This window comes from Novosphingobium sp. ERW19 (genome assembly GCF_012641315.1).
Taxonomy (GTDB): Bacteria; Pseudomonadota; Alphaproteobacteria; order Sphingomonadales; family Sphingomonadaceae; genus Novosphingobium.
On record NZ_JABAIC010000003.1, the window covers coordinates 250,555 to 272,289 of the forward strand.

17 protein-coding genes are annotated in these 21,735 nt (G+C 64.2%); 9 read left to right on the forward strand and 8 right to left on the reverse strand.

Translation table 11 applies throughout. The annotated features are described in order from the left end of the window. Positions 1-106: 106 nt before the first annotated feature. The 5 genes from HGI46_RS07280 to HGI46_RS07300 all read left to right on the forward strand — a co-directional run bounded on the left by HGI46_RS07280 (position 107) and on the right by HGI46_RS07300 (position 9,271). A complete protein-coding gene (locus HGI46_RS07280) occupies positions 107-493 on the forward strand; it encodes a hypothetical protein (RefSeq protein WP_168903838.1) in 387 nt (128 codons plus the stop codon). 37 nt (positions 494-530) lie between these two features. After that, positions 531-1,781 (forward strand): threonine ammonia-lyase, encoded by a 1,251-nt coding sequence (locus HGI46_RS07285; protein ID WP_118073367.1) that lies wholly within the window; start codon positions 531-533, stop codon positions 1,779-1,781. Positions 1,782-1,999: 218 nt separating this feature from the next. Then, on the forward strand, positions 2,000-2,866 hold the full coding sequence (locus HGI46_RS07290) for an arginyltransferase (RefSeq protein ID WP_168903648.1): 867 nt from the start codon (positions 2,000-2,002) through the stop codon (positions 2,864-2,866). Continuing rightward, a complete protein-coding gene (locus HGI46_RS07295; RefSeq protein ID WP_168903649.1) occupies positions 2,835-5,066 on the forward strand; it encodes a BamA/TamA family outer membrane protein in 2,232 nt (743 codons plus the stop codon). Before HGI46_RS07290 ends, HGI46_RS07295 begins: the two co-directional genes overlap by 32 nt. Beyond that, positions 5,066-9,271, forward strand: a complete 4,206-nt coding sequence (locus tag HGI46_RS07300; RefSeq protein ID WP_168903650.1) for a translocation/assembly module TamB domain-containing protein — start codon at positions 5,066-5,068, stop codon at positions 9,269-9,271. Before HGI46_RS07295 ends, HGI46_RS07300 begins: the two co-directional genes overlap by 1 nt. 66 nt (positions 9,272-9,337) lie before the next feature. Here the strand turns inward: HGI46_RS07300 and HGI46_RS07305 are convergent, their stop codons facing one another. Together HGI46_RS07305 and HGI46_RS07310 are read right to left on the reverse strand one after the other, a co-directional pair. Continuing rightward, positions 9,338-10,762, reverse strand: coding sequence for an aldehyde dehydrogenase family protein (locus tag HGI46_RS07305; RefSeq protein ID WP_168903651.1), 1,425 nt, complete (start codon positions 10,760-10,762; stop codon positions 9,338-9,340). 122 nt (positions 10,763-10,884) lie between these two features. Then, complete coding sequence (locus HGI46_RS07310) at positions 10,885-11,031, reverse strand: lmo0937 family membrane protein (protein ID WP_168903652.1); 147 nt, start codon at positions 11,029-11,031, stop codon at positions 10,885-10,887. 157 nt (positions 11,032-11,188) lie between these two features. Between HGI46_RS07310 and HGI46_RS07315 the strand changes: the two genes are divergently transcribed. Continuing rightward, positions 11,189-13,477 carry a bifunctional diguanylate cyclase/phosphodiesterase gene (locus tag HGI46_RS07315; protein WP_168903653.1) on the forward strand — a complete coding sequence of 763 codons (2,289 nt, stop codon included), beginning with the start codon at positions 11,189-11,191 and terminating at the stop codon, positions 13,475-13,477. On the opposite strand, the gene HGI46_RS07320 is transcribed toward HGI46_RS07315, so the two are convergent. The 6 genes from HGI46_RS07320 to HGI46_RS07345 all read right to left on the reverse strand — a co-directional run bounded on the left by HGI46_RS07320 (position 13,478) and on the right by HGI46_RS07345 (position 18,827). Then, entirely contained in the window at positions 13,478-14,170 is a 693-nt protein-coding gene (locus HGI46_RS07320) for a tetratricopeptide repeat protein (RefSeq protein ID WP_168903654.1), read from the reverse strand. Between the two features lie 96 nt (positions 14,171-14,266). Beyond that, positions 14,267-14,752: a CHAP domain-containing protein gene (locus HGI46_RS07325; RefSeq protein ID WP_118074692.1), complete on the reverse strand. Its 486-nt coding sequence runs from the start codon at positions 14,750-14,752 to the stop codon at positions 14,267-14,269. A 216-nt stretch (positions 14,753-14,968) separates the two neighbouring features. Then, positions 14,969-16,378 carry a type I glutamate--ammonia ligase gene (gene glnA, locus HGI46_RS07330; RefSeq protein ID WP_168903655.1) on the reverse strand — a complete coding sequence of 470 codons (1,410 nt, stop codon included), beginning with the start codon at positions 16,376-16,378 and terminating at the stop codon, positions 14,969-14,971. 155 nt (positions 16,379-16,533) lie between these two features. Further along, positions 16,534-16,872 carry a P-II family nitrogen regulator gene (locus tag HGI46_RS07335; protein ID WP_039334174.1) on the reverse strand — a complete coding sequence of 113 codons (339 nt, stop codon included), beginning with the start codon at positions 16,870-16,872 and terminating at the stop codon, positions 16,534-16,536. Positions 16,873-17,144: 272 nt separating this feature from the next. Beyond that, positions 17,145-17,975: a type I methionyl aminopeptidase gene (gene map, locus HGI46_RS07340; RefSeq protein ID WP_206065591.1), complete on the reverse strand. Its 831-nt coding sequence runs from the start codon at positions 17,973-17,975 to the stop codon at positions 17,145-17,147. Positions 17,976-18,029: 54 nt separating this feature from the next. Next, entirely contained in the window at positions 18,030-18,827 is a 798-nt protein-coding gene (locus HGI46_RS07345; RefSeq protein WP_168903657.1) for a DUF4163 domain-containing protein, read from the reverse strand. A gap of 53 nt (positions 18,828-18,880) precedes the next feature. On the opposite strand from HGI46_RS07345, the gene HGI46_RS07350 reads away from it, so the two are divergent. From HGI46_RS07350 to argC, 3 genes are all read left to right on the forward strand, one after another. Next, positions 18,881-20,263, forward strand: coding sequence for a leucyl aminopeptidase family protein (locus HGI46_RS07350; protein WP_168903658.1), 1,383 nt, complete (start codon positions 18,881-18,883; stop codon positions 20,261-20,263). 98 nt (positions 20,264-20,361) lie between these two features. Beyond that, complete coding sequence (locus tag HGI46_RS07355) at positions 20,362-20,700, forward strand: SH3 domain-containing protein (protein WP_162896163.1); 339 nt, start codon at positions 20,362-20,364, stop codon at positions 20,698-20,700. Then, positions 20,697-21,626 carry an N-acetyl-gamma-glutamyl-phosphate reductase gene (gene argC, locus HGI46_RS07360; RefSeq protein ID WP_168903659.1) on the forward strand — a complete coding sequence of 310 codons (930 nt, stop codon included), beginning with the start codon at positions 20,697-20,699 and terminating at the stop codon, positions 21,624-21,626. Before HGI46_RS07355 ends, argC begins: the two co-directional genes overlap by 4 nt. Positions 21,627-21,735 lie beyond the last annotated feature (109 nt).

Here is a 21,735-nt window from a genome sequence, read left to right on the forward strand (position 1 = left end):
GGTTTGCTGCCGAGTGCCAGATGCTGAGTGCCAGATGCTGAGCGCCAGTGGCTGAGCGAGAGTGGCTGCTTGCCTGCCGGGCGAGGGCAAAGCATAGCTGTTGGCGATGCAGCGCCTGATGGACCTCCTCTCCCGCGTCGCCCGGCTTGCCTTCTGGCCAGCGTTCGTGTTCGCGCTGGTCATGGCAGTCTTGCCCAAGCCGCCGAGCCTGCCGATCGATAATCTTGGCGACAAGTTCGCGCATATGCTGGCGTTCTTCACGCTCTCGCTGCTCGCTGGCGTGGGCTGGCCGAGGGCATCGCTGCTGCGTGCCACGGTGTGGCTTTCGGTTGTCGGGGCCGGCATCGAAGTGGTGCAGTTGATCCCCTTCCTTCACCGCGACTCGGACTGGCGTGACTGGGTGGCAGACAGCGCGGCGATCCTCGTTGCCATGATTCCAGTGGCCGGTTTTCGCTGGCTGACAGAGTTGGGGTCCGATTCCGCCAAAGCTTGAGGTTTTCTTGGAGGCCGCTTTCCGTTAGGGCGCGGCCATGGAAAACGTAGCGCTCAAGCCCGAAACCCAGGGATCATCCCTGCTGACCCTCGCCGATGTTCGTGCGGCGGCGGAGCGAATTTCGGGCCAGGTAGTGCGGACGCCCACGCTCTACAGCAAGACGCTCAGCAACATCACCGGGGCCGACATCTGGCTCAAGTTCGAGAACCTGCAGTTCACGGCCGCATACAAGGAGCGCGGTGCGCTCAATGCGCTGTTGCAGCTGACCGAGGAGCAGCGTTCGCGCGGGGTGATCGCGGCTTCGGCCGGGAACCACGCCCAGGGCCTGAGCTATCATGGCACGCGTCTGGGAATGCCCGTCACCATCGTCATGCCGCGCACGACGCCGACGGTGAAGGTGATGCAGACCGAATCCGTGGGCGGCAAGGTCGTGCTCGAGGGTGAAACTTTCGATGAAGCCTACGCGCATGCGCGCAAGCTGGAAGGCGAACTGGGCCTGACCTTCGTTCACCCGTTCGACGATCCGCGTGTCGCGGCCGGGCAGGGCACCGTCGCGCTGGAAATGCTGGAAGACGCGCCGGAAATCGAAACGCTGGTGGTTCCGATCGGCGGCGGCGGCCTGCTTTCGGGCATGGGCACTGCCGCGCGCGGGATCAAGCCGGGCATCGGGCTGGTCGGCGTGCAGGCGCAACTGTTCCCGTCGATGTATGCCAAGCTCAAGCATCTCGATCTGCCTTGCGGTGGCGATACGCTGGCCGAAGGCATCGCGGTGAAGGAGCCGGGCGAATTTACCTCGAAGGTTCTGGCAAGCATCGTCGATGATGTCGTGCTGGTCAGCGAAGCCGCGCTGGAAAGCGCCGTTGCGGTGCTGCTGCAGATCGAAAAGACCGTTGTCGAAGGCGCCGGCGCAGCCGGACTGGCCGCCGTGATGACGCACAAGAAGCGGTTTGCCGGGCGCAAGGTCGGCATCGTGCTGTGCGGCGGCAATATCGATACGCGCCTGCTGGCCAACGTGCTGCTGCGCGATCTGGCACGGTCCGGCCGACTTGGTCGCCTGCGCATCACCTTGCAGGATCGCCCGGGCGCGCTGTTCAAGGTGGTCGAGGAGTTCAACCGGCATCAGGTCAACATCCTCGAAGTCTGGCACCAGCGCATCTTCACCTCGCTGCCCGCCAAGGGGCTCACGGCAGAGATCGAGTGCGAGGCGCGGGACCGCGAGCAGATCGACAGGCTGGTCGCAGGGCTGCGTGCCAAGGGCTACGATCTCGAGCAGGTCGAACTGGGCTGACCTTGCGCAGCTGCGGCGGGCGGCGTTAACTTTTGCAGCGAGGACTGTCCTGACCGGGGACTCGTGCTGTCGGCCTTGGTCAAATCGCCATTCCGGTCGGGAAATGGCGCGGATTTGTGCAGGAAAAGGTAGTTAACGGGCTTTTAGGATTTGCCCGGCTGAGGCATGTTTGTTGCTGACACGCCGGATAGTCCGGCCTCAGGAGCATCAGCCCCGCCGTGACCGCGCCCGTCCGTTTCCCGCGCTTTTTCGTAACCAGCCCCGCGCCGTGTCCGTACCTGCCGGGGCGAAGCGAACGGAAGGTGTTCACCGAGCTAAAAGGCCCCAATGCGGATGAATTGAATGATGCGCTGGGCCGCATCGGCTTCCGTCGCAGCCAGACCGTTGCCTACCGTCCCAGCTGCGTCGAATGCACAGCGTGCATCTCGGTGCGGGTGGTGGCCGGTTCGTTCACCGCCTCGTCAACGCAGAAGCGGATCTGGAAGCGCAACCGCGATCTTGTCGTAAGTGTGTGCAAACCTTGGTCAACTCCGGAACAGTTCGAGCTGTTGCAGCGTTATCTCGCCGTGCGTCACCCGGGCGGGGGGATGGCAGCCATGGACGAGATGGACTTCGCGGACATGGTGGAACACACCCCGGTCAAGAGTTACGTGATCGAATACAGGGAGCCGACCACCGACGGTTCGCAGGGCAGACTGGTAGGGGCCTGTCTGACCGACGAGCAGGGCGATGGCCTCTCGATGATTTACAGTTTCTACGATCCACAACACGAGACGCGGTCCGGGCTTGGCACTTTCATCATCCTCGACCATATCCAGCGAGCAGGCCAGGTCGGCCTGCCGTATGTCTATCTCGGCTACTGGGTCGAAGGATCGGAGCGCATGCAATACAAGGTGCGCTTCCGCCCGATGGAGAAACTGGGCCGCGATGGCTGGGAACGGTTCGAACCTGCTGAACAGGCCAGCGCCATCGAGCGCGCCGTCGCTGCACGGCAGGGGGCCGATGCCGAGCTTGCCCGAAGCGGCATCGAAGGCAGCCTCAAGGATGGGGTTCATGGCGCGCAGGAGCGCTACGCCCACACCTGACCTTTCGCTGGCGCGCATCCTGGCGGCGGTCCTGCTGCTGGCCCTGCCGGTGCAGGCTTTTGCCCAATCGCGCGATGCGGATCAGGAGCTTGAGGCGCTGATCCCCGATTCCGCGCTCGACAATGCGGATGCCTGGGCGCTTGATACCGAAGCCGCGCGCACGGGTGCGCCGCCTGCGACCGTGATCGAGCAGATCGAGACCGATACCGCCATGCCGGACCTTCCCGGCATGACCATTCCGTGGCCGGACGGGAGTGAAATTCCCGATATTCAGCCTCTCACGCCCGATCCCGATATCGACGTGGCCGAGCAGTCCACCGATGCGGCGGTCGACGCCCTGCCGGGGCAGGAAGAGGGTGACGCGCCCGCCAGCGTCCGGCTGGCCGATGCCGATGTATCGCGCGTGGGTAAGCAGGTGGAGGTCGCGTTCCCGCGCGGCACGGACGCCATTGCCGATGCAGGCGACATCGTCGAACGGTTTGCCGGCTTGTCGAGCCTCAAATCCTTCGACGACGACGAGGACAACCTTGCCCAGATCGTCCGGCGCGCCCGGACCGATCGCGAGACGCTGGCCGAGGTCATGCGCGTCTACGGCTATTACGATGCGCAGATCTACCAGACCCTCGGGGGACTTGGTGATCGCGCCGAGGGCGAAGCTGCAGGGCCGATCGATGTCGAGAAGGTGATCGTGCGCTTCGACGTGCAACCGGGGCCACAATACAAGGTCGGCCAGATTGCGCTGGGCGAGCTTTCGTCGACAGGTCCCGATTACGAGGCCCTGCGCGGGGCATTCAAGATCCAGCCCGGCGACGCGATCAACGGCGACAGGATCGTGGCCGAGCGCCTCTCGTTGCAGACGGCGCTGGGCGAGACAGGCTATGCCTTCGCCAAGCTGGGTGACCCTGACCTGCTGATCGACCATGAACGGCGCGAGGGCGATCTGACGGTGCCTGTGACGCCGGGCGGGGTCTATCAGTTCGGCAAGATCAACTCCTCGCGCGATCGCTTCCTGAGTGCCAAGCATCTGCAGCGGATTGCGCGCTTCGATCCGGGTGAACGCTTCAAACGGTCGGAAGTCGACGATCTGCGGCAGGCGATTCTGGCGACCGGGCTGGTTTCCTCGCTGACGGTCGAGGCTCGTGAGGTGGCAAAGCCTGACGGGCAGACGCCAGGAACGGTTGACGTCGATGTAACGCTCACCCCTGCGCCTTTGAGGACCATTGCCGGGCTGATCGGTTATTCGAGCGGGGAGGGCTTCCGTGTCGAGGCCAGCTGGGAGCACCGCAACTTCTTCCCGCCCGAAGGCATGGTGCGCGTACGCGGGGTTGCAGGCACGCAGGAGCAGCTTGCCGGCCTGACCTTCCGCCGCAACAATTTCCTGACGCGCGATCTCGTGCTCAATGCCGATCTCTATGCGCGCAACCAGACGAGCAGCGCTTTCGAGGCGCGGACGGTTTCGTTTACCGCCGGGCTTGAGCGGCAGCAGACGCTGCTGTTCCAGAAGCCATGGGTGTTCTCGGCAGGCCTCGAGATCCTTGCCACGGGAGAACGCGATGCTGCGGCGATCCTCGCCCGCCAGGCGCGCAAGACCTATTTCATCGGCGCATTGCCGATGCGGGCAGCCTATGACGGCAGTGACGACCTGCTCGATCCGACGCGCGGTTTCCGCGTGGGCCTGCGCGTCTCTCCGGAAATCTCGGTGCAGAATGGCGTGAAGTCGAGCTACGGCAAGGCGCAGCTCGATGCCAGCTATTACCAACCGGTGGGCGAGAAGCTGGTGGTGGCAGGGCGCGTGCGGTTCGGCACGATCCTAGGAACCGAGATCACCAACATCGCGCCGTCGCGCCGGTTTTATGCCGGCGGCGGTGGGTCGGTGCGAGGTTATGGCTTCCAGCTCATCGGCCCGCGCGACACGGCGGGCGAGCCGAGCGGAGGCCGCGCCTTGAGCGAATTCTCGCTTGAAGCGCGCGTGAAAACCGGACTGCTGGGCGGCGCGGTAAGCCTGGTGCCGTTTGTTGATGCCGGTGCAGTGGACACGACGACGACGCCGCGCTTGCGGGACATCAAGGTGGGCGCGGGCATCGGCCTGCGCTATGAAACAAACTTCGGCCCGATCCGCATCGATCTGGGAACGCCGCTCAATCCGTCGAAGGGCGACAGCCGCATCGGCGTCTATGTCGCGTTGGGTCAGGCGTTCTGATGGCGGACGAAGTGCCTCTGCCAGACCAGCCTGCAGCCGAGCCGGCAAAGCCGATACGATCGCGCAGGTCGCGTTTCGTGCGCGGCGCGGCGCGGCGGCTGGCAATCCTGTTCGTGGCGGGCATCGCGCTGGTGCTGGCTGCTTTGGTCATTCTCGATTCCTCGCTCGGCCACCGGCTGCTTGCGGACCGCATTGCCGCCATCACGCCAGGTTCGGGTCTCAGGATCGAGATCGGGCGGATCGACGGGTCCATCTACGGAGCCGCGAAGCTGCGCGACATCAGGGTGAGCGATCCGGAAGGCGTTTTCCTGACCGTGCCCGAAGCTGAACTGGACTGGCGACCGCTTGCCTGGCTGAAGACCGGGCTCGACGTGCGGTTGCTTGCCTTGCATCGCGGCGTGCTGCGCCGGGCGCCCCGGCTGCGGCCCAGCGAAGATCCTGACGCGCCGATTCTCCCGAACTTCGACATCCGTGTTGATAGACTGGTCATCGACAACCTCACGGTATCTCCGGCCATGGCAGGGCAGAAGCGCCGCGTCGATGTGCTTGCCAAGGCGGATATCCGCGGGGGCCACGCCATCGTCGACGTCAACGGAAAGGTCGCGGGCGATCGCGTGGTGTTCAGGCTCGACAGCGAGCCTGATCGCAACAAGTTCGATCTCCAGCTTGCCTACGACGCGCCACGCGACGGCATGATGGCCAAGATGCTGGGCGCGGATAGCGACATTCGTGCGCGTGTTGGCGGCAAGGGCGGTTGGACGCGCTGGGACGGCGTGGCTTACGCGACCATTGGCGAGGAACGGTTGGCCGCGTTTCAACTCGCAAATCGCGCTGGTGCCTACAGCCTTGGTGGCCAGGTCTGGCCGGGCGAGATGCTCAAGGGCACGGCGGGGCAAGCGGTCGGGCAGACGCTCTCGCTGCTGTATGACGGAACCTTTGCCGACAAGACCTTTATCGGCACGCTGCGCGCCGCAGGTGATGCCTTCAAGGTCCGGGCTGAGGGCAAGCTTGATCTTGCGAACAACGAGGCTGAAGATCTGAAGGTCAGGGCATTGGTGCTCAGGCCCGAACGGCTGGTTTCTGCCCCGCAGCTTGCTGGGGTGGCGATCGACGCAACGCTTGATGGTGCGTTCTCCGATCTTGCCATCGAACATCAAGTGGCGGTGCAGCGGCTGCGGCTCGGCACTCTCGATGCGCAGGGCCTGCGCTCGTCCGGCACGGCGACATGGGACGGCAAGCGGTTTGTACTGCCGTTGAATGTCAGCGCGCAGCGGGTCGTCACCGGCAATGCCATGATCGATCCGCGCTTCCCCGGTGCGCGCGTCAATGGTGATCTCGTGTTTGCCGGCAATCGCCTGACTTCGGACAATCTTGCGCTGACGATGAAGGGCCTGGCCGCGCGCCTTGCGCTGAGCGGCGACATGGCGCGCGGCGGCTATGCCCTGGCAGGGCCGGTGGTGGCTCGAGGATTCGCGATTCAGAACCTTGGCGCAGTCGACGGCACGGCGAAGATCCTGTTCAAGATCGGCAATGGCGTGCCGTGGACCCTGCAGGCAAACCTTGCCGGGCGTATGACGCGGATCGACAACGCGACATTGCAGACGCTCACCGGCGGTGGCGTGCGCTTCACCGGCGGCCTTGCGCTGGGGGAGCGCATTCCAGTGACGTTCCGCAAGGCTCGGATAACTTCGGCCAAGCTGCAGATGGCGCTGGATGGCAAAGTGCTGCCGGGCGGCGCGGCATCGCTGACCGGCAGTGGCCGTCATGCCGATTACGGGGCGTTCACCGTGCAGGCGGCGATGACCAACGAAGGTCCGAACGCCGTGCTGGTGTTCGCGAGCCCGCTTCCTGCTGCTGGTTTGAAAGACGTGCGCGTGGCGCTCTCGCCCATTGCGGACGGGTTCCGTTTCGAGACGGCAGGCGATTCCACGCTGGGGCCGTTCACCGGGACACTGGGCCTGTTCATGCCACCTGGGCAGGGCACCCGGATAGACATCCAGCAGTTCCGGGTATGGCAGACGGACGTGACCGGCGGTGTCACGCTTGGCAATGACGGCGTCGCCGGACAGATCGCGCTGGCAGGCGGCGGACTTAATGGTACGGTGCTGCTCAGCCCGCGTGCAGGCGGACAAGGCTTCGATGCCAACGTCATCGCCCGCAATGCGCGGTTCGGCGGGGCGCGGCCCTTGTCCATCGGTAACGCCAAGATCGACGCAACCGGCCTGATCAAGGATGGGCATTCGACCATCGAGGGCACGCTGCTTGCCGAAGGTATCGGCATGGGCAAGGTCTTCATCGGCAAGCTTGCCGCCTCGGCCTATCTGCAGGACGGGAGTGGTTCGGTAACCGCTTCGGTCTCGGGCCGGAGAGGTACGCAGTTCGCGCTGCAAGGCACTGCTGCCTTCTCGCCCGACCAGATCGTGACCTATGTTTCGGGCGAATACGCCGGGCGCCAAGTCAGCATGCCGCGCCGTGCGATCCTGACGCGTGAGGGTGACGGCTGGCGTCTTTCCCCCACCCAGATCGGCTTCGGGCGCGGTATCCTGATTGCCGAAGGCCACGTTCTGGGCGGGCCGACGCAATTGCGTCTTCTGCTATCGCGCATGCCGCTTTCAGTGGCGGACATCGTCGTGGCCGATCTTGGCCTAGGCGGCGTCGCTTCCGGCATCGTTGAATACAACAATGACGGGCAAGGCGCGCCTTCGGGCAATGCTGCGCTGATGGTGCGGGGCCTGTCGCGCTCGGGGCTGGTCCTCACCTCGCGTCCCGTCGATCTGGCGCTTGTCGCCAAGCTCGATCCGGAAACCTTGCAGATGCGAACCGTGATCCGCGAGGGCAATGACATTCGCGGTCGTCTGCAGGCCGTGGTCAATGGTTTGCCGCGCGGCGGCGGTTTCATGGACCGGCTCGAGAGCGGACGGCTTGCCGGGCAGCTCCGCTATTCCGGACCAGCGGAATCGCTCTGGCGCCTGTCAGGCGTGGAGATTTTCGATCTTACCGGGCCATTGGGCGTGCGGGCCGATATCTCGGGTTCCATTACCGCGCCGGTACTGCAGGGCGCGGTCGCCTCGAAAGGGTTGCGTGTGCAGAGCACGCTTACCGGCACCGATCTCCGGCAGGTCGAAGTGACGGGCACCTTTACCGATTCCCGGCTGCAGCTGGCGAGTTTCTCCGGGGTAACCACCAATGGCGGCAGGGTCAGCGGAAGTGGCACGATCGGGCTTGCGGAACTATCCGAACATGGTCCGACGATCGATCTCAAGCTCTCTGCACGTAACGCGCAACTGATCTCGCGCGATGACATGGCGGCGACCGTCACCGGGCCCTTGCGCATCGTCAGCAATGGCGTGGGCGGAACCATTGCCGGCCGGGTGCGGATCGAAAGTGCGCGCTGGGCACTGGGCCGGGCGAGCGCGGTGCAGGAACTGCCGGTCATCGCCACGCGCCAGATCAATGCCCCTGCCGATGCCGCCCCGGCCAGGGCTGCCGCAGCGCCCTGGCGCTTCCTGATCGACGCATCGGGCGCCAATCGCATCGATGTGCGCGGGCTTGGTCTTGAAAGCGAGTGGGGCGCCGATATTCGCCTGCGCGGCACGACCGCCGCGCCGCAGATCATCGGCACCGCCGATCTGGTGCGAGGTGGCTATGAATTTGCCGGCAAGCGCTTTGAACTGACGCGCGGGCGCATCCGCTTTACCGGTGAAGTCCCGGTAGACCCGCAACTGGACATCATCGCCGAGGGCGATGCCAACAATATCAACGCCAAGATTTCGATCACCGGCACCGGCAACAAGCCGATCATCGCATTCTCGTCGACACCCTCGCTGCCGGAGGAGGAACTGCTCAGCCGCATTCTGTTCGGCAGCTCGATCTCGCAGATTTCCGCGCCCGAAGCTGTGCAACTGGCTTCGGCCCTGGCCAGTTTGCGCGGTGGTGGCGGGCTTGACCCGATCAACAAGCTGCGTGCCGCGATTGGCCTCGACCGTCTGCGTATTGTCGGCGCCGACCCGACAGTGGGATCGGGGACCAGTATTGCCGTGGGCAAGTACATCGGACGCCGCTTCTTCGTCGAACTCGTGACCGATGGCGCGGGCTACAACGCGACATCCGTCGAATTTCGGATAACCCGCTGGCTAGCCCTGCTGGGTACGGTTTCGACGATTGGCGACGAAAGCCTCAACCTCAAGGTCAGCAAGGACTACTGATACCCACAAAGCGAAAGGGGCCACTCTTGCGAGCAGCCCCTCCAGCTTTTCGTTTATTGTGGTGGATCAGGCCGGCAAACCGCTGATCGCTTTCATTTCCATGAAGTCCTTCAGGCCGTAGAGGCCACCTTCGCGGCCATTGCCCGACTGCTTGTAGCCGCCGAACGGAGCGCCCGGCGTCGGACCCCAGTTGTTGATCGCGACCATGCCGGCGCGCAGGGCAGGGGCCACTTCCGCCGCCTTGGCCGGGTCACCGGTGATGCAGGCCGAAAGGCCATAGGCGGTGTCATTGGCAATCTCGATGGCCTGTTCGAGATCGTCGTAGGTCATGATCGTGGCAACGGGGCCGAAGATCTCCTCCTGCGCGATGCGCATGTCCGGCGTGACGCCGGAGAACACGGTCGGCTTGATGTAGTAGCCACGGTTGACGTTCGCAGGCAGGTCGGGCCCACCGGTCTCGAGCTTCGCGCCTTCGTCGATGGCGGACTGGATCAGCCCGCGGATCTTGTCGAACTGCGCCTTGTTCACCACCGGGCCAAGGTGCTGGCCTTCCTGCAGCGGATCGCCGACTGGCGTTGCGGAATACATCGCCGAAACGAACGCTGCGGCTTCGGCCTCGCGCTCCTTGGGCACAAGGATGCGGGTCGGCGAGATGCACGACTGGCCGGTGTTGACCAACGGGCCCGAAGCGGTCGACGGGAGATACTTGGCAAAATCGGCGTCGGGCAGGACGAGGTTGGGCGACTTGCCGCCAAGCTCCTGATGCACGCGCTTGACCGTGTCGGCGGCTGCCTTGGCGACGAGAATGCCGGCGCGGGTGGAACCCGTGAAGCTGACCATGTCGATACCGGGGTGCGAACTGATTGCCGTGCCTACGCCCGGCCCATCGCCCTGAATGAGGTTGAAGACGCCGGGCGGAACGCCTGCCGCGTCAAGGATCTCGGCAAAGATGGCCGCATTGGTGGGGCACTCTTCGGAAGGCTTCAGAATCATCGTGTTGCCTGCCGCCAGCGCAGGTGCAACCTTCAGCGCGATCTGATTGAGCGGCCAGTTCCACGGGGTAATCATGCCGACAACGCCGATCGGCTCGTAAGCGACCTTGTAGGCGCCGTTGTCTTCCATGAAGTTGAAGTTCTTGAGCGCAGCCATCGTGCCCAGAAATCCGCCGATTCCCGCGCCGACCTGTGCCGTGCCGGCAAAGCTGACCGGAGCGCCCATTTCCTCGGCCATCGCAACGGCAAGGTCGGGTGCGCGCTTCTTGAACTCGGCGACGATGCGATCCATCAGGGCAAGGCGCTCTTCACGCGTGGTCTTGCTGAAGGTCTTGAACGCACGCTGTGCAGCGGCCACTGCCTTGTCGACATCGGCCTGCGTCCCTAGCGTGATTGCGCAAATCGGCTCTTCGGTTGCCGGGTTGATCACTTCGTGGCGCGTGCCACCTTCGCTGTCGACCCATTTGCCGTCGATGTAGTGCTGCAGCCTCTCGCGCATTGCCGTCTCTCCCGAAGTGAGCGGGCCGAACCGATCGTCCGGCCCTTTGCCTTCGGAAAAGTAGGTGCGTGCGTTGCATTCCGCAACCGGTCAGGCCTGCCGGATCATGTCATATTGCCGCGTCAAATCCTGCGCCCGCGAAAGAGGTGGACCAGCCCGATCAGGATGGCGATGACCAGGACGACATGAATGAAGGCTGCGGTAACCTTGAAGGCGAACACGCCAAGCGCCCAAAGGACAAAGAGAATCAAGGCAATGGTGAGAAGCATGTGACGATCTCCGCTGCGTTCCTCCCGCCCGCGCCCGCCTGATATCCCAACCCGCCAATTCGCGCCGGGTTCCGAATAGCGCTTCCGATGGCGTCTACGAGAACGAACTTCCGGATTGATAACGATTTCTTCGGAAGCGGCCTCTAGAGAAGGTCGGATGGGGACGGTACCTACCCTCAGTCGCGCCGCGCCGCGGCATCGCCACACCGGGGCACGCGGCGCCGTATGGATCGTCGTGGGCACCTTTCTCGCGCTTGTCGCGCTGACAACCGCGCTGGTTGCGGCTTTCGTCAATTCGACCAACATTGCCGATGTTTTCACCCGCCAGGAAGAGCAGCGGCTGGTCCATCGCTTTATCGAGCGGAGCGAGCGCCAGATCATGGAAGCCGATCGGCTTCAGATCATGTGGGACGAGGCCGTTGTAAAGCTCAACTCGTCCGACGCCGAGGCTTGGGCGCGCAACTACCTGGCGGGCTACTTCTGGGGCAGCCATCGCATCGACCGGATTTACCATGTCAGGTTCGACGGCACGCTGGTGCGCTGCTGGAAGGCCGGCAAGATCACGCAAGACTGCCGCTACCAACAGATCGGGTCAAAGGTTGCAGGCTTGATCGGACAATCCCTGAAGGACGATCCGGGATCAGAGAAAGTCGGCGAATGGCGGCAGTTGGGCGATGTACGCTGGCCGTACACTGACAAGGGCCTGCCGATCGGCCGCGCCGCAGCTTCGATGGACAATTTTGACAAGCAGCCCGCACTCATAGCGGCGGCCTCGATAGTCCCGGACGTGACGGCCTCGTTGCTCAAGGGTCCCCCGGATTACATTGTCCTAGTGCGCCAGGTCGATGCGCGCATGATTGCCGATCTCCAGTCGGCGCTGTTGCTCGACGATGTCCGGTTCGACCAGACGCCGGATGAGGACGCCAAGCGCAACTCGCTCGAGGTCACGAACCTGGAGGGCGAGCGCATCGGATGGTTTTCGTGGATCGCAAAGCCCCCGGGTCCGGCGATCCTGCGCCAGACGGCTCCGCTGCTTGCAGTCTATATCCTGTTCTTCATGGGTGTCGTGGCCGGCGGCGCGATCATCGTGCGCCGGATGCGGCGGACGACCAGCGAACTCATTGCCAGTGAAGCGCAGGCGCAGCACAACGCCTTGCACGATGCGATGTCGGGACTGCCGAATCGCGCCCATTTCATGCAGCGGCTGCGACAGGAACTGTCGGCCTGTATCGAGCGGCCGGAGCTGGGCGACGTTTTCATCGCCTATCTGGATATCGACCGCTTCAAGGTCGTGAATGATACGCTTGGCCACCATGTCGGCGATGAGCTGGTGCGGCAGGTGGCCCTGCGCTTGCGCCGTTCGCTTCCACCGGGCGATTTCCTGTCCCGCTTCGGGGGCGACGAATTCGTGCTGTTGCGGCGCTCCACGGGCGGGCGCGCCGCAGCCGACATGCTTGGGCGGCAATTGATGGCGCTGGCCCTCGAACCGTTCGTGATTTCGGGCAACAATCTCGAAGTCAGCCTGTCTTGCGGGATAAGCTGGGGGCCGGAGCAGAGCGAGGATCCCGGCGAGCTGCTGCGGCGTGCCGACATCGCGCTCTATCGGGCAAAGCAGCGGGGCCGGGCGCGCTACCGCAGGTTCACGCGCGACATGGATGCTTCGGTCAAGCTGCGGCGCGACATGGAGATGGAGCTGCGTCGCGCGATCAATCGCGACGAACTCGCGCTGGCCTATCAACCGATCGTGAACGCCACGGATGGTGCAGTGGAGGGCTTCGAGGCGCTGCTGCGCTGGTCGCATCCCGAGCGCGGACCGATCCGTCCGGGCCTGTTCGTGCCGATTGCCGAGCAGGCAGGTCTGATGATGCCGCTGGGGCAATGGGTCCTGCGCCGGGTCTTCGAGGATTGCCGCGACTGGCCGGATTGCGACATCTCGGTGAACTTGTCGCCGCTGCAGATCATGGCGAGCGATTTCCTGCCGGAGATCGACCGACTGGTCCGCGAAACCGGGGCCGATCCGCGCCGGTTCGTGCTCGAAGTGACCGAAGGGGTCATGCTGGATCGCAGCGAGCATGTGGTCGACGTGCTCAAAGGGTTGAAGTATCGCGGCTTCCGCATCGCCCTCGATGACTTCGGGATCGGCTACTCGTCGCTCAGTTACCTCCGCTCGTTCCAGTTTGACCGGATCAAGATCGATCGTTCGTTCGTGCAGAACATCGAAGCCGATCTTGATGCGCACTCGATCCTGCGCGCGATCGTTTCTCTGGGGCACACCTTGCGCATGAAAGTCGTGGCCGAAGGCGTCGAAACGCCGATGCAGCGCGCGCTGGTTCAGGCTGCCGGCTGCCAGATGATCCAGGGCCACCTGTTCTGGCAGGCCATGCCGCTGGAGGAAGCGCGCGCCCTGCTGGAGCCAGCAGCAATGGAAAACCGCCGTACTGCCTGATCAGGTATTGGGCTCGCCGCGCATCTGCTTAATGTACTTGAGCTCGTTGGCTGCCGCCGGGCTGTCGGGCTGGTAGGTCAGGGACTCGTTGAACAGCCTTTCGGCATCGTCGAGCTGGCCCATCTCGATCTTGTTGAAGCCCATGCCACGCAGTGCCCGCGCCTTGTATGGCGCGCGCTGGCCCTCCGGTGCGGTGTCGGCTGACTTCAGCGCTTCTTCGAACAGTCCGAACGAACGCTGCCAATCGCGTTGCGCCTTGAACCATTCCGCCAGTTCGTTGGTGTAGTGCGCGTTGAGCGGGGCTCGGTCATGCGCCAGTTGCAGCCACGGCAGCGCTTCGCGCCCACGGCCAAGATCGATCAGCGCATAGCCCTTGTAGAAGTATCCGTCGCACCATGCCGGGCCGACGATCGTCAGCTCCAACGTCACTTCGGCATCGTTCTTCTTCGCCAGCGCTTCGGCCTGCTCGTGCGATTCTGCACACGCGAGTGCGCGCTTTGCCTGGCGGACGTTGAACGCAGCAATCAGCTGGTCGGCCTTGTCGATAGCCACCGCGGGCTTGCCGGCGATGATGTCGTTGAAAATTGCCGCGGAAAGCTCCTCTACCTGCGCGTCGGTCATCGGATCGGCAGCTGCTGCTGGCGTCGCGATGAGGCAAAGTGCCGAGGCGATAATGGTATGGCGGAACGGCATGGGCAGCTCTCCTTTCAGGGAAGAGTGCAGGCCCGCCGCGTGACTTGCAAATGCAATTGCCGCCTTGTCGGTGGCAAAGGTGCGGCTAGTGCGGCTTCAGCCCTTGGCCGAAGTGGCGCCCGAAGCGTCCGCCGTCATGGTGCGGGGATAGATGAAGCCATGGGCCGGGCTGGCGCGCAGGCCGACCGACTTGGTCGGCGCGTACCACACGCGCACTTCGCTCCAGTCGCCAGCGGCCGAAACGTCAACCGCCATCACGCCCTTTTCGACCATGCCCGGGCCCGACCAGTTGGCGTGGTCGATCAGGATGTGGCGATCGTCAACCACCTTGCGGACGACGGCGACGTGGCCATAGGGCATCGCGCGCGTACCATTGAAGGCGAGGACGGCGCCTGCCTTCGGCTGCTGGCCGCGTTCATAGGTCCCTGCGGCGTTGTTCCACCAGTCACGGGCGTTGCCGCTGATCTGGACGTCCGAAATCTGGCGGGCGTAGGTCACGCACTGAAGGCGGGCCTGGGCAGCGGTCGGCAGGGCGACGACTGCGAAGAATGCCAGGAATGCTGCGACCGCGTTCTTTATCATGGGCAGCATCACTAAGGATTTCGGGGGATTCGAGGAGTCTTGGCGCCCTCCGTTCATCCTGCGGCAATCACAGCTCGTCTCGCTTCGTCGCAAAATCTCCGGCGCCTGTGGATAAAATCACAATCTCGGGCGTTTCCCGCTGCAGGCGGCCTTTAAAACCAAAAGGGCGCCCGGTTTCCCGGACGCCCCTTTTCGGCTTCTCGCTGATCTTGTGGATCAGAGCGAGTAGTACATGTCGAATTCGACGGCCGACGGCGTGGTTTCCCAACGCATCACTTCCGGCCACTTCAGTTCGATGTACGCATCGATCTGGTCCTTGGTGAACACGCCACCCTGGAGCAGGAAGTCGTAGTCGGCTTCGAGGCTTTCCAGCGCTTCACGCAAGCTGCCGCAAACGGTCGGGACCTGGGCGAGTTCTGCCGGCGGCAGGTCGTACAGGTTCTTGTCCATGGCTTCGCCAGGGTGGATCTTGTTCTTGATCCCGTCGAGGCCAGCCATCAGCAGCGCTGCATAGCACAGGTAGGGGTTGGCCATCGCGTCGGGGAAGCGGAACTCGACGCGCTTCGCCTTGGCGCCAGCGCCGTAAGGGATGCGGCACGAGGCCGAACGGTTGCGGGCCGAGTAGGCGAGCAGCACGGGGGCTTCATAGCCCGGCACCAGACGCTTGTAGCTGTTGGTGGTCGGGTTGGTGAAGGCGTTCAGCGCCTTGGCGTGCTTGATCACGCCGCCGATGAAGTACAGGCACATTTCCGACAGACCGGCATAGCCGTTGCCTGCGAAGAGCGGCTTGCCACCGTCCCAGATAGAGATGTGGGTGTGCATGCCCGAACCGTTGTCGGTCTTGATCGGCTTCGGCATGAACGTGGCGGTCTTGCCATAGGCATGGGCGACCTGCTGCACGACGTACTTGTAGACCTGCATGCGGTCAGCCGTCTGCACCAGCGTGCCGAAGGTCAGGCCGAGTTCGTGCTGCGCCGAGGCCACTTCGTGGTGGTGCTTGTCGCAGGGCAGGCCCATTTCGATCATCGTGCGGACCATCTCGCCGCGGATGTCGACGCAGCTGTCGACCGGAGCGACCGGGAAGTAACCGCCCTTGGCGCGCGGACGGTGGCCGAGGTTGCCGCCTTCGTAGTCCTTGGCCGAGTTGGTCGGCAGCTCGATGTCGTCGATCTTGAAGCCGTTGCCGTCATAGCCGTCATAGAACTTGACGTCGTCGAACAGGAAGAACTCGGCTTCCGGACCGACGTAGACGGTGTCACCGAAACCGGCCGACTTGACGAAGGCTTCTGCGCGCTTGGCGGTCGAACGCGGGTCGCGGGCGTAGAGTTCGCCGGTCGACGGCTCAACGATGTCGCAGCAGATGATCAGCATCGGCGAGGCCGAGAACGGATCGACATAGACCGAGTCGAGGTCGGGCTTGAGGATCATGTCCGACTCGTTGATGGCCTTCCAGCCTTCGATCGACGAACCGTCGAACATCAGGCCGTCTTCCAGTTCGTCTTCGCCGAGAACGGTCGAGACCATGGTCAGGTGCTGCCACTTGCCCTTCGGGTCAGTGAAGCGCAGGTCGACCCATTCGATTTCCTCGTCCTTGATGCGGGCGAGGATGTCCTTTGCAGTTGCCATCGCTGGTCCTTCTTCTTCATTGCCTCCGGTGGAGAGCTCCGGAGGGTATCTGGGGTGGTTGTCGTCTGGAGGCTTGCCCGTCCACAGGCCCACCCCCGCTATGCTGCCCGGCGGGTCAGGCCCGTCGCGGCATCAAACTTGTTCTGGTGTTGTAATCAGATAGCGTCGTCGTTGCGCTCACCGGTGCGGATGCGCAGGGCGCTCTCGATCGGGATCACGAAGATCTTGCCATCGCCGATGCGGCCGGTCTGCGCTGCGGCGGCGATCGCTTCGACCACGCGGTCAACCAGCGCGTCGCCCACGACGACCTCGAGCTTCACCTTGGGCAGGAAATCGACGACGTATTCGGCACCGCGATAGAGTTCGGTATGGCCCTTCTGGCGGCCAAAGCCCTTGGCTTCGGTCACCGTGATGCCCGATACGCCGATTTCGTGCAGCGCTTCCTTCACTTCATCGAGCTTGAAGGGCTTGATGATCGCTTCGACCTTTTTCACGTCGTTCAGACCCCTGCAACGCGGGCCGAAGCGCCAAGGGCGGCGTTTCGGCAATTCATCCCGTGTGTGGCAACGACGTTACAAGAATCGTGCCACGCGCTGAGGGCAAGCACTAGGCCATCGCGCTGCAACGCGAAAGCCGTAAAATCAGGGGCTCGGCAAGATTTGAATCGAATGCGCAAGGCTTCCATACGCAAGATTGCGTGAGCTTGTTCAAATCATGCACAAATTTTGCGCATGCGCTGCCTTATTTTTAGGCAGACCTGATATGGTCAAGCTGCGTAGGGCGGCTTGTCCAGACCCTTCGGACTTGCGGTGAAGATCTCGCAACCATCCTCGGTGATGCCGATCGAATGTTCGAACTGCGCCGAGAGCGAGCGGTCGCGCGTGACGGCCGTCCAGCCATCGTCGAGGATCTTCACGCCGGGCTTGCCGAGGTTGATCATCGGTTCGATCGTGAAGAACATGCCCGGCTTGAGTTCCGGCCCGGTTCCGGCGCGCGCGGCGTGGACCACTTCGGGCGCATCGTGGAACAGGCGGCCCAGACCATGGCCGCAAAACTCGCGCACCACGCCATAGCGCTGCTTTTCGGCATGGGCCTGGATTGCCGCGCCGATGTCGCCGAGCCGCGCACCCGGCTTGGCCTGCTCGATCCCGATCATCAGGCACTCGTAAGTCACGTCGACCAGGCGCTTTGCCTTCAACGGCACGTCGCCGACGAGGTACATGCGGCTGCTGTCGCCATGCCAGCCATCGAGCAGCGGGGTCACGTCGATATTGACGATGTCGCCGTCCTTGAGCGTCTTGTCCGACGGGATGCCGTGGCAGACGACGTGGTTGATCGAGATGCAGCACGAATGGGTATAGCCGCGGTAGCCCAGCGTTGCCGGGACGGCGCCGCCATCCAGAGTCATCTGCCGGACCACGTCGTCAAGATGGTCGGTCCGCACGCCGGGCACGACCAGCGGGGCCAGTGCATCGAGGATCTCGGCGGCGAGGCGGCCAGCCTTGCGCATCCCTTCGAAGCCCGCAGGCCCATGAAGCTTGATCGTGCCGTCGCGCAGCAGGACGTCGTGGTCGTCAACAGTCAGATATTCGGTCATGCCACCCATGTAGCGACAATGCCGGCAAATTGCGAGGTGTTCGCAGAGGCCATTTCATCCCGCGACGAAGGCGGCCTTGAATTCGGGCCGAACCGCATCGAGCACCTTCTGCGTCACCGGCAACGTGACCTCGTAATCCCCTTCGACATAGGGACCTGCCGCGTAGGGCGCGATCAGAATGCCGATGCGGTTGAACGCCTTGCCGTTGGACGAGCCGAGGATCACCGTCTGTTCGGTCGGATCGATGCACTCGTCGAACTCGGGCAAGCCCCCATCCTGTCCCCCGCGCTTCTTCGCACGCTGGCGATCAAGGTCCTTGCAGAACGGCTCGCGCAGGGCTGCGGCCAGCGCTGCCTTGGAAGTGAACAGCTCCACCGCCGCTCGCCGCTTGGCTGCAATCCGGTCCCACAGCAGTGCGTCGAACATATAGTTCGGGTGCGCTCCGCCTGAATCGAAGCCCACCAAGGTCGACATGCTCAGCCACGCCGGCAGGTCCGTCACCACTTCCCACTTCACGCTGTGGCTGTAGGGGCGGAACGGGAAGCCACCTTCGGTCGCCGCCTTGCGCCCCTCCTGCGCCTCGGCCTTCAGACGCGTGCGCGCTTCGTCGAGTTTGCCGTCCAGCAAGGCCTTCAGGGCCGGGACCGTCCCCGCGCTTGCCGGATAGGAGTAGTCGAACACATAGAGGTCGTTCTCCTCGTGCACCTCGCGCGCGGTAACTGGCGTCTGTGCAGGCGGCTGCGGCGGCATCGGCGCGGCGACGGCCGCCTCAGTGCTCGGCGCCGGGGCAGGGGCTTTCTCTGCCGAACAGGCGGCCAGCAGCGCCAGCGGGGTCAGCAACAGCACTCGCATCAGGCAAATTCCTCTCGCAACGCGCCGCGCCATGCGGCATGACCTTGGCCAAGATGACCGACAGACAAGCACTGATCCAGCCCGATCGCGGCCAACCGGCAACGGCGCTCCACCTCGTCGACAAGGCTACCCTTGCCGACTTCCTCAAGGGGCTTAACGCAGGCCAGCGCGCGGCCCTTTCCGCGCAGAAGTTCGAAGGCGGCGGCTACGAACACGCTATCGTCCCCGATGGCGATAGCTGGTTCGCCGTGGCGGGCGTTGCCAATGTCAATGACCTGTCGTCGTGGTGCATGGCCAAGCTTGCCGACGTGCTCCCCGGCGGCACCTATCGCCGCGCAGGCGGGGAGCCCGGGAAGGCGCTTCACGGCTGGATCACCGGCCAGTACCGCTTTGACCGCTACCGCAAGGACGCCAAGGACGCAGAACCGCGCATCCTGCTGACCAAGGACGTGGCGCTGATCGAGCCTGCGATCGCTGAGGCAACTGCCGTCCTCGTGGTCCGCGATCTCGTCAACACCCCCGCCGAGGACATGGGTCCGCTTCAGCTTGAAGCCGAGGCGCGCGCGCTCGCCAAGCGTCATCACGCGGAGGTTCACGTCGTCTCGGGCGATGCGCTCGAGCATGACTACCCGATGGTCCACGCCGTCGGCCGTGCCGCCGCGCGCAGCCACGCCCCGCGTCTGATCGAGATGACGTGGGGCGATGCAAAGCACCCGCGCGTTGCGATCGTGGGGAAGGGCGTGTGCTTCGATTCGGGCGGGCTCGATATCAAGCCTTCCTCGGGGATGGCGCTGATGAAGAAGGACATGGGCGGGGCGGCGCATGCGCTGGCGCTGGCCGGTCTGATCATGACGATGGGCTTGAAGGTCCGGCTGCACGTGCTTGTTCCTGCGGTTGAAAACGCGATCTCCGGCAACGCGTTCCGGCCGGGCGACATCCTCCGGTCGCGTGCCGGGCTCTCGGTCGAGATCACCAACACCGACGCCGAGGGGCGGCTGGTACTGGGCGACGCGCTGACCCGCGCGACGGAAATGAAGCCGGAACTCGTCATAGACTTCGCCACATTGACCGGCGCGGCGCGCGTTGCGCTGGGGCCGGACCTCCCGGCGATGTTCGCGCGGCAATCTCCAACTGCCACCCAACTCCTCGAGGCAGGACGGCAACTCGACGACCCCTGCTGGCAACTCCCCCTGCACGAAGGCTACCGCGAGTACCTCAAGTCCGACGTCGCGGACCTGCAGAATTCGCCGGCCAACGGATTTGCCGGCGCCAGTGTTGCCGCGCTGTTTCTTGACCGGTTTGTCGGCGAGGGGATCGACTGGGTGCACTTCGATACTTTCGCCTGGCGCCCTGTTGGAAAGCCCGGCCGACCCAAGGGTGGCGATGCCCTGGGCCTGCGTGCGGCGTGGGGCCTGCTCAAGGCACGCTACGGCTGAGGGGCGGACAAGTGCACCATAGCTTGCCTGATGACGCGGGCGCCGCTAATCGCCCGGCTTTCCTGCTGCGGGGACACCGTGAATTGACCGTCGAAGCCATGCCTCTTTCCACCGAACTGCCCACCGGCCAGCTCCAGCTTTCGCGAGCGGCTGATCGTTCGGACAAGCCGCACCTGCCCGTGCGCGGCGATCTTGCGCATATCGGTCTCGCCGGAAAATACTTCGTGCCGCACTATGCGGTGCCGATGGCGCATGGCGTGAAGGCCGAAACGGTGCTTCGCGCGGCGGGCAAGCAGGATGCGGCGGAACTGCGCGCGCTGGCGGCCGGCGAAGTGTTCGACGTTCTCGACATGGCAGGCGGCTGGGCCTGGGGGCAGGCCCGATCCGATCTGCTCGTCGGCTATGTCGAGATGAGCCAGTTGGAGGCTTCCGCATGACCACGTCAGTCTTCATCGACGGGGCCGCCGGCACCACTGGCCTCGAAATCGCCGAGCGGCTTGCGGGCCGCAGCGAATTCACCCTGATTGCGCTCGACGATGCGCGCCGCAAGGACGATGCCGCGCGCGCCGAGGCGATCAATGATGCCGACGTGGTGATCCTGTGCCTGCCCGATGACGCTGCACGCGATGCCGTGGCGATGATCCGCAATGATCGCACCAAGGTGATCGACGCTTCGACCGCACACCGCGTGGCCGAGGGCTGGACCTACGGTTTTCCCGAGATCGTCGGGCGCGAGACGGTTGCGGAAGCCAAGCGCGTTTCGAACCCCGGCTGCTATCCGACCGGCTTCATCGGCCTGCTGGCGCCGCTCGTCCACAATGGTCTCCTGCCCGCCGCATGGCCCTACAGCTGCAACGCGGTCACGGGTTACTCCGGCGGCGGCAAGGCGCTGATCGGCCGGTTCGAGCAGGACACCGACATCGCCTGGCGCGGCTATGGACTGACCTTCGGCCACAAGCACATCCCCGAAATGCAGCGCTACACCGGCACGGCCATCGCCCCGCTGTTCAGCCCGGCCGTGGTCAATGCCCATCGCGGCATGGTCGTCGAGATTCCGCTGCCGCTGGGCGTCATGCCCGGCAACGTGCCAGCCGAATTGCTGCGCGCTGCTCTCACGCAGTTCTATGACGGCTCGCAGGTGGTGACCGTGGCGCAGGATCTTCCTGCCGACGGCGAGATGCTGCTGCGCGCTGCGATGGAGCCATGGGACGGTCTTGCCCTTCACGTCATGGGCAGCGCCGACGGCGAACAGGCCCGCTTGGTTGCCGTACTGGACAACTTGGGCAAGGGCGCCAGTGGCGCGGCAGTGCAATCGCTGAACCTGATGGCCGGCCTCGACGAAACCGCAGGCCTGCGCCTCTAATTCCATTAGCGCCGACTTCGAAAACGCCTCCGCGAAAGCGGGGGCGTTCTTGCGCGTGCCCTTCGGGAGCAAAAAAAGGGGCAGCATCTTGCGATGCTGCCCCCAAGTC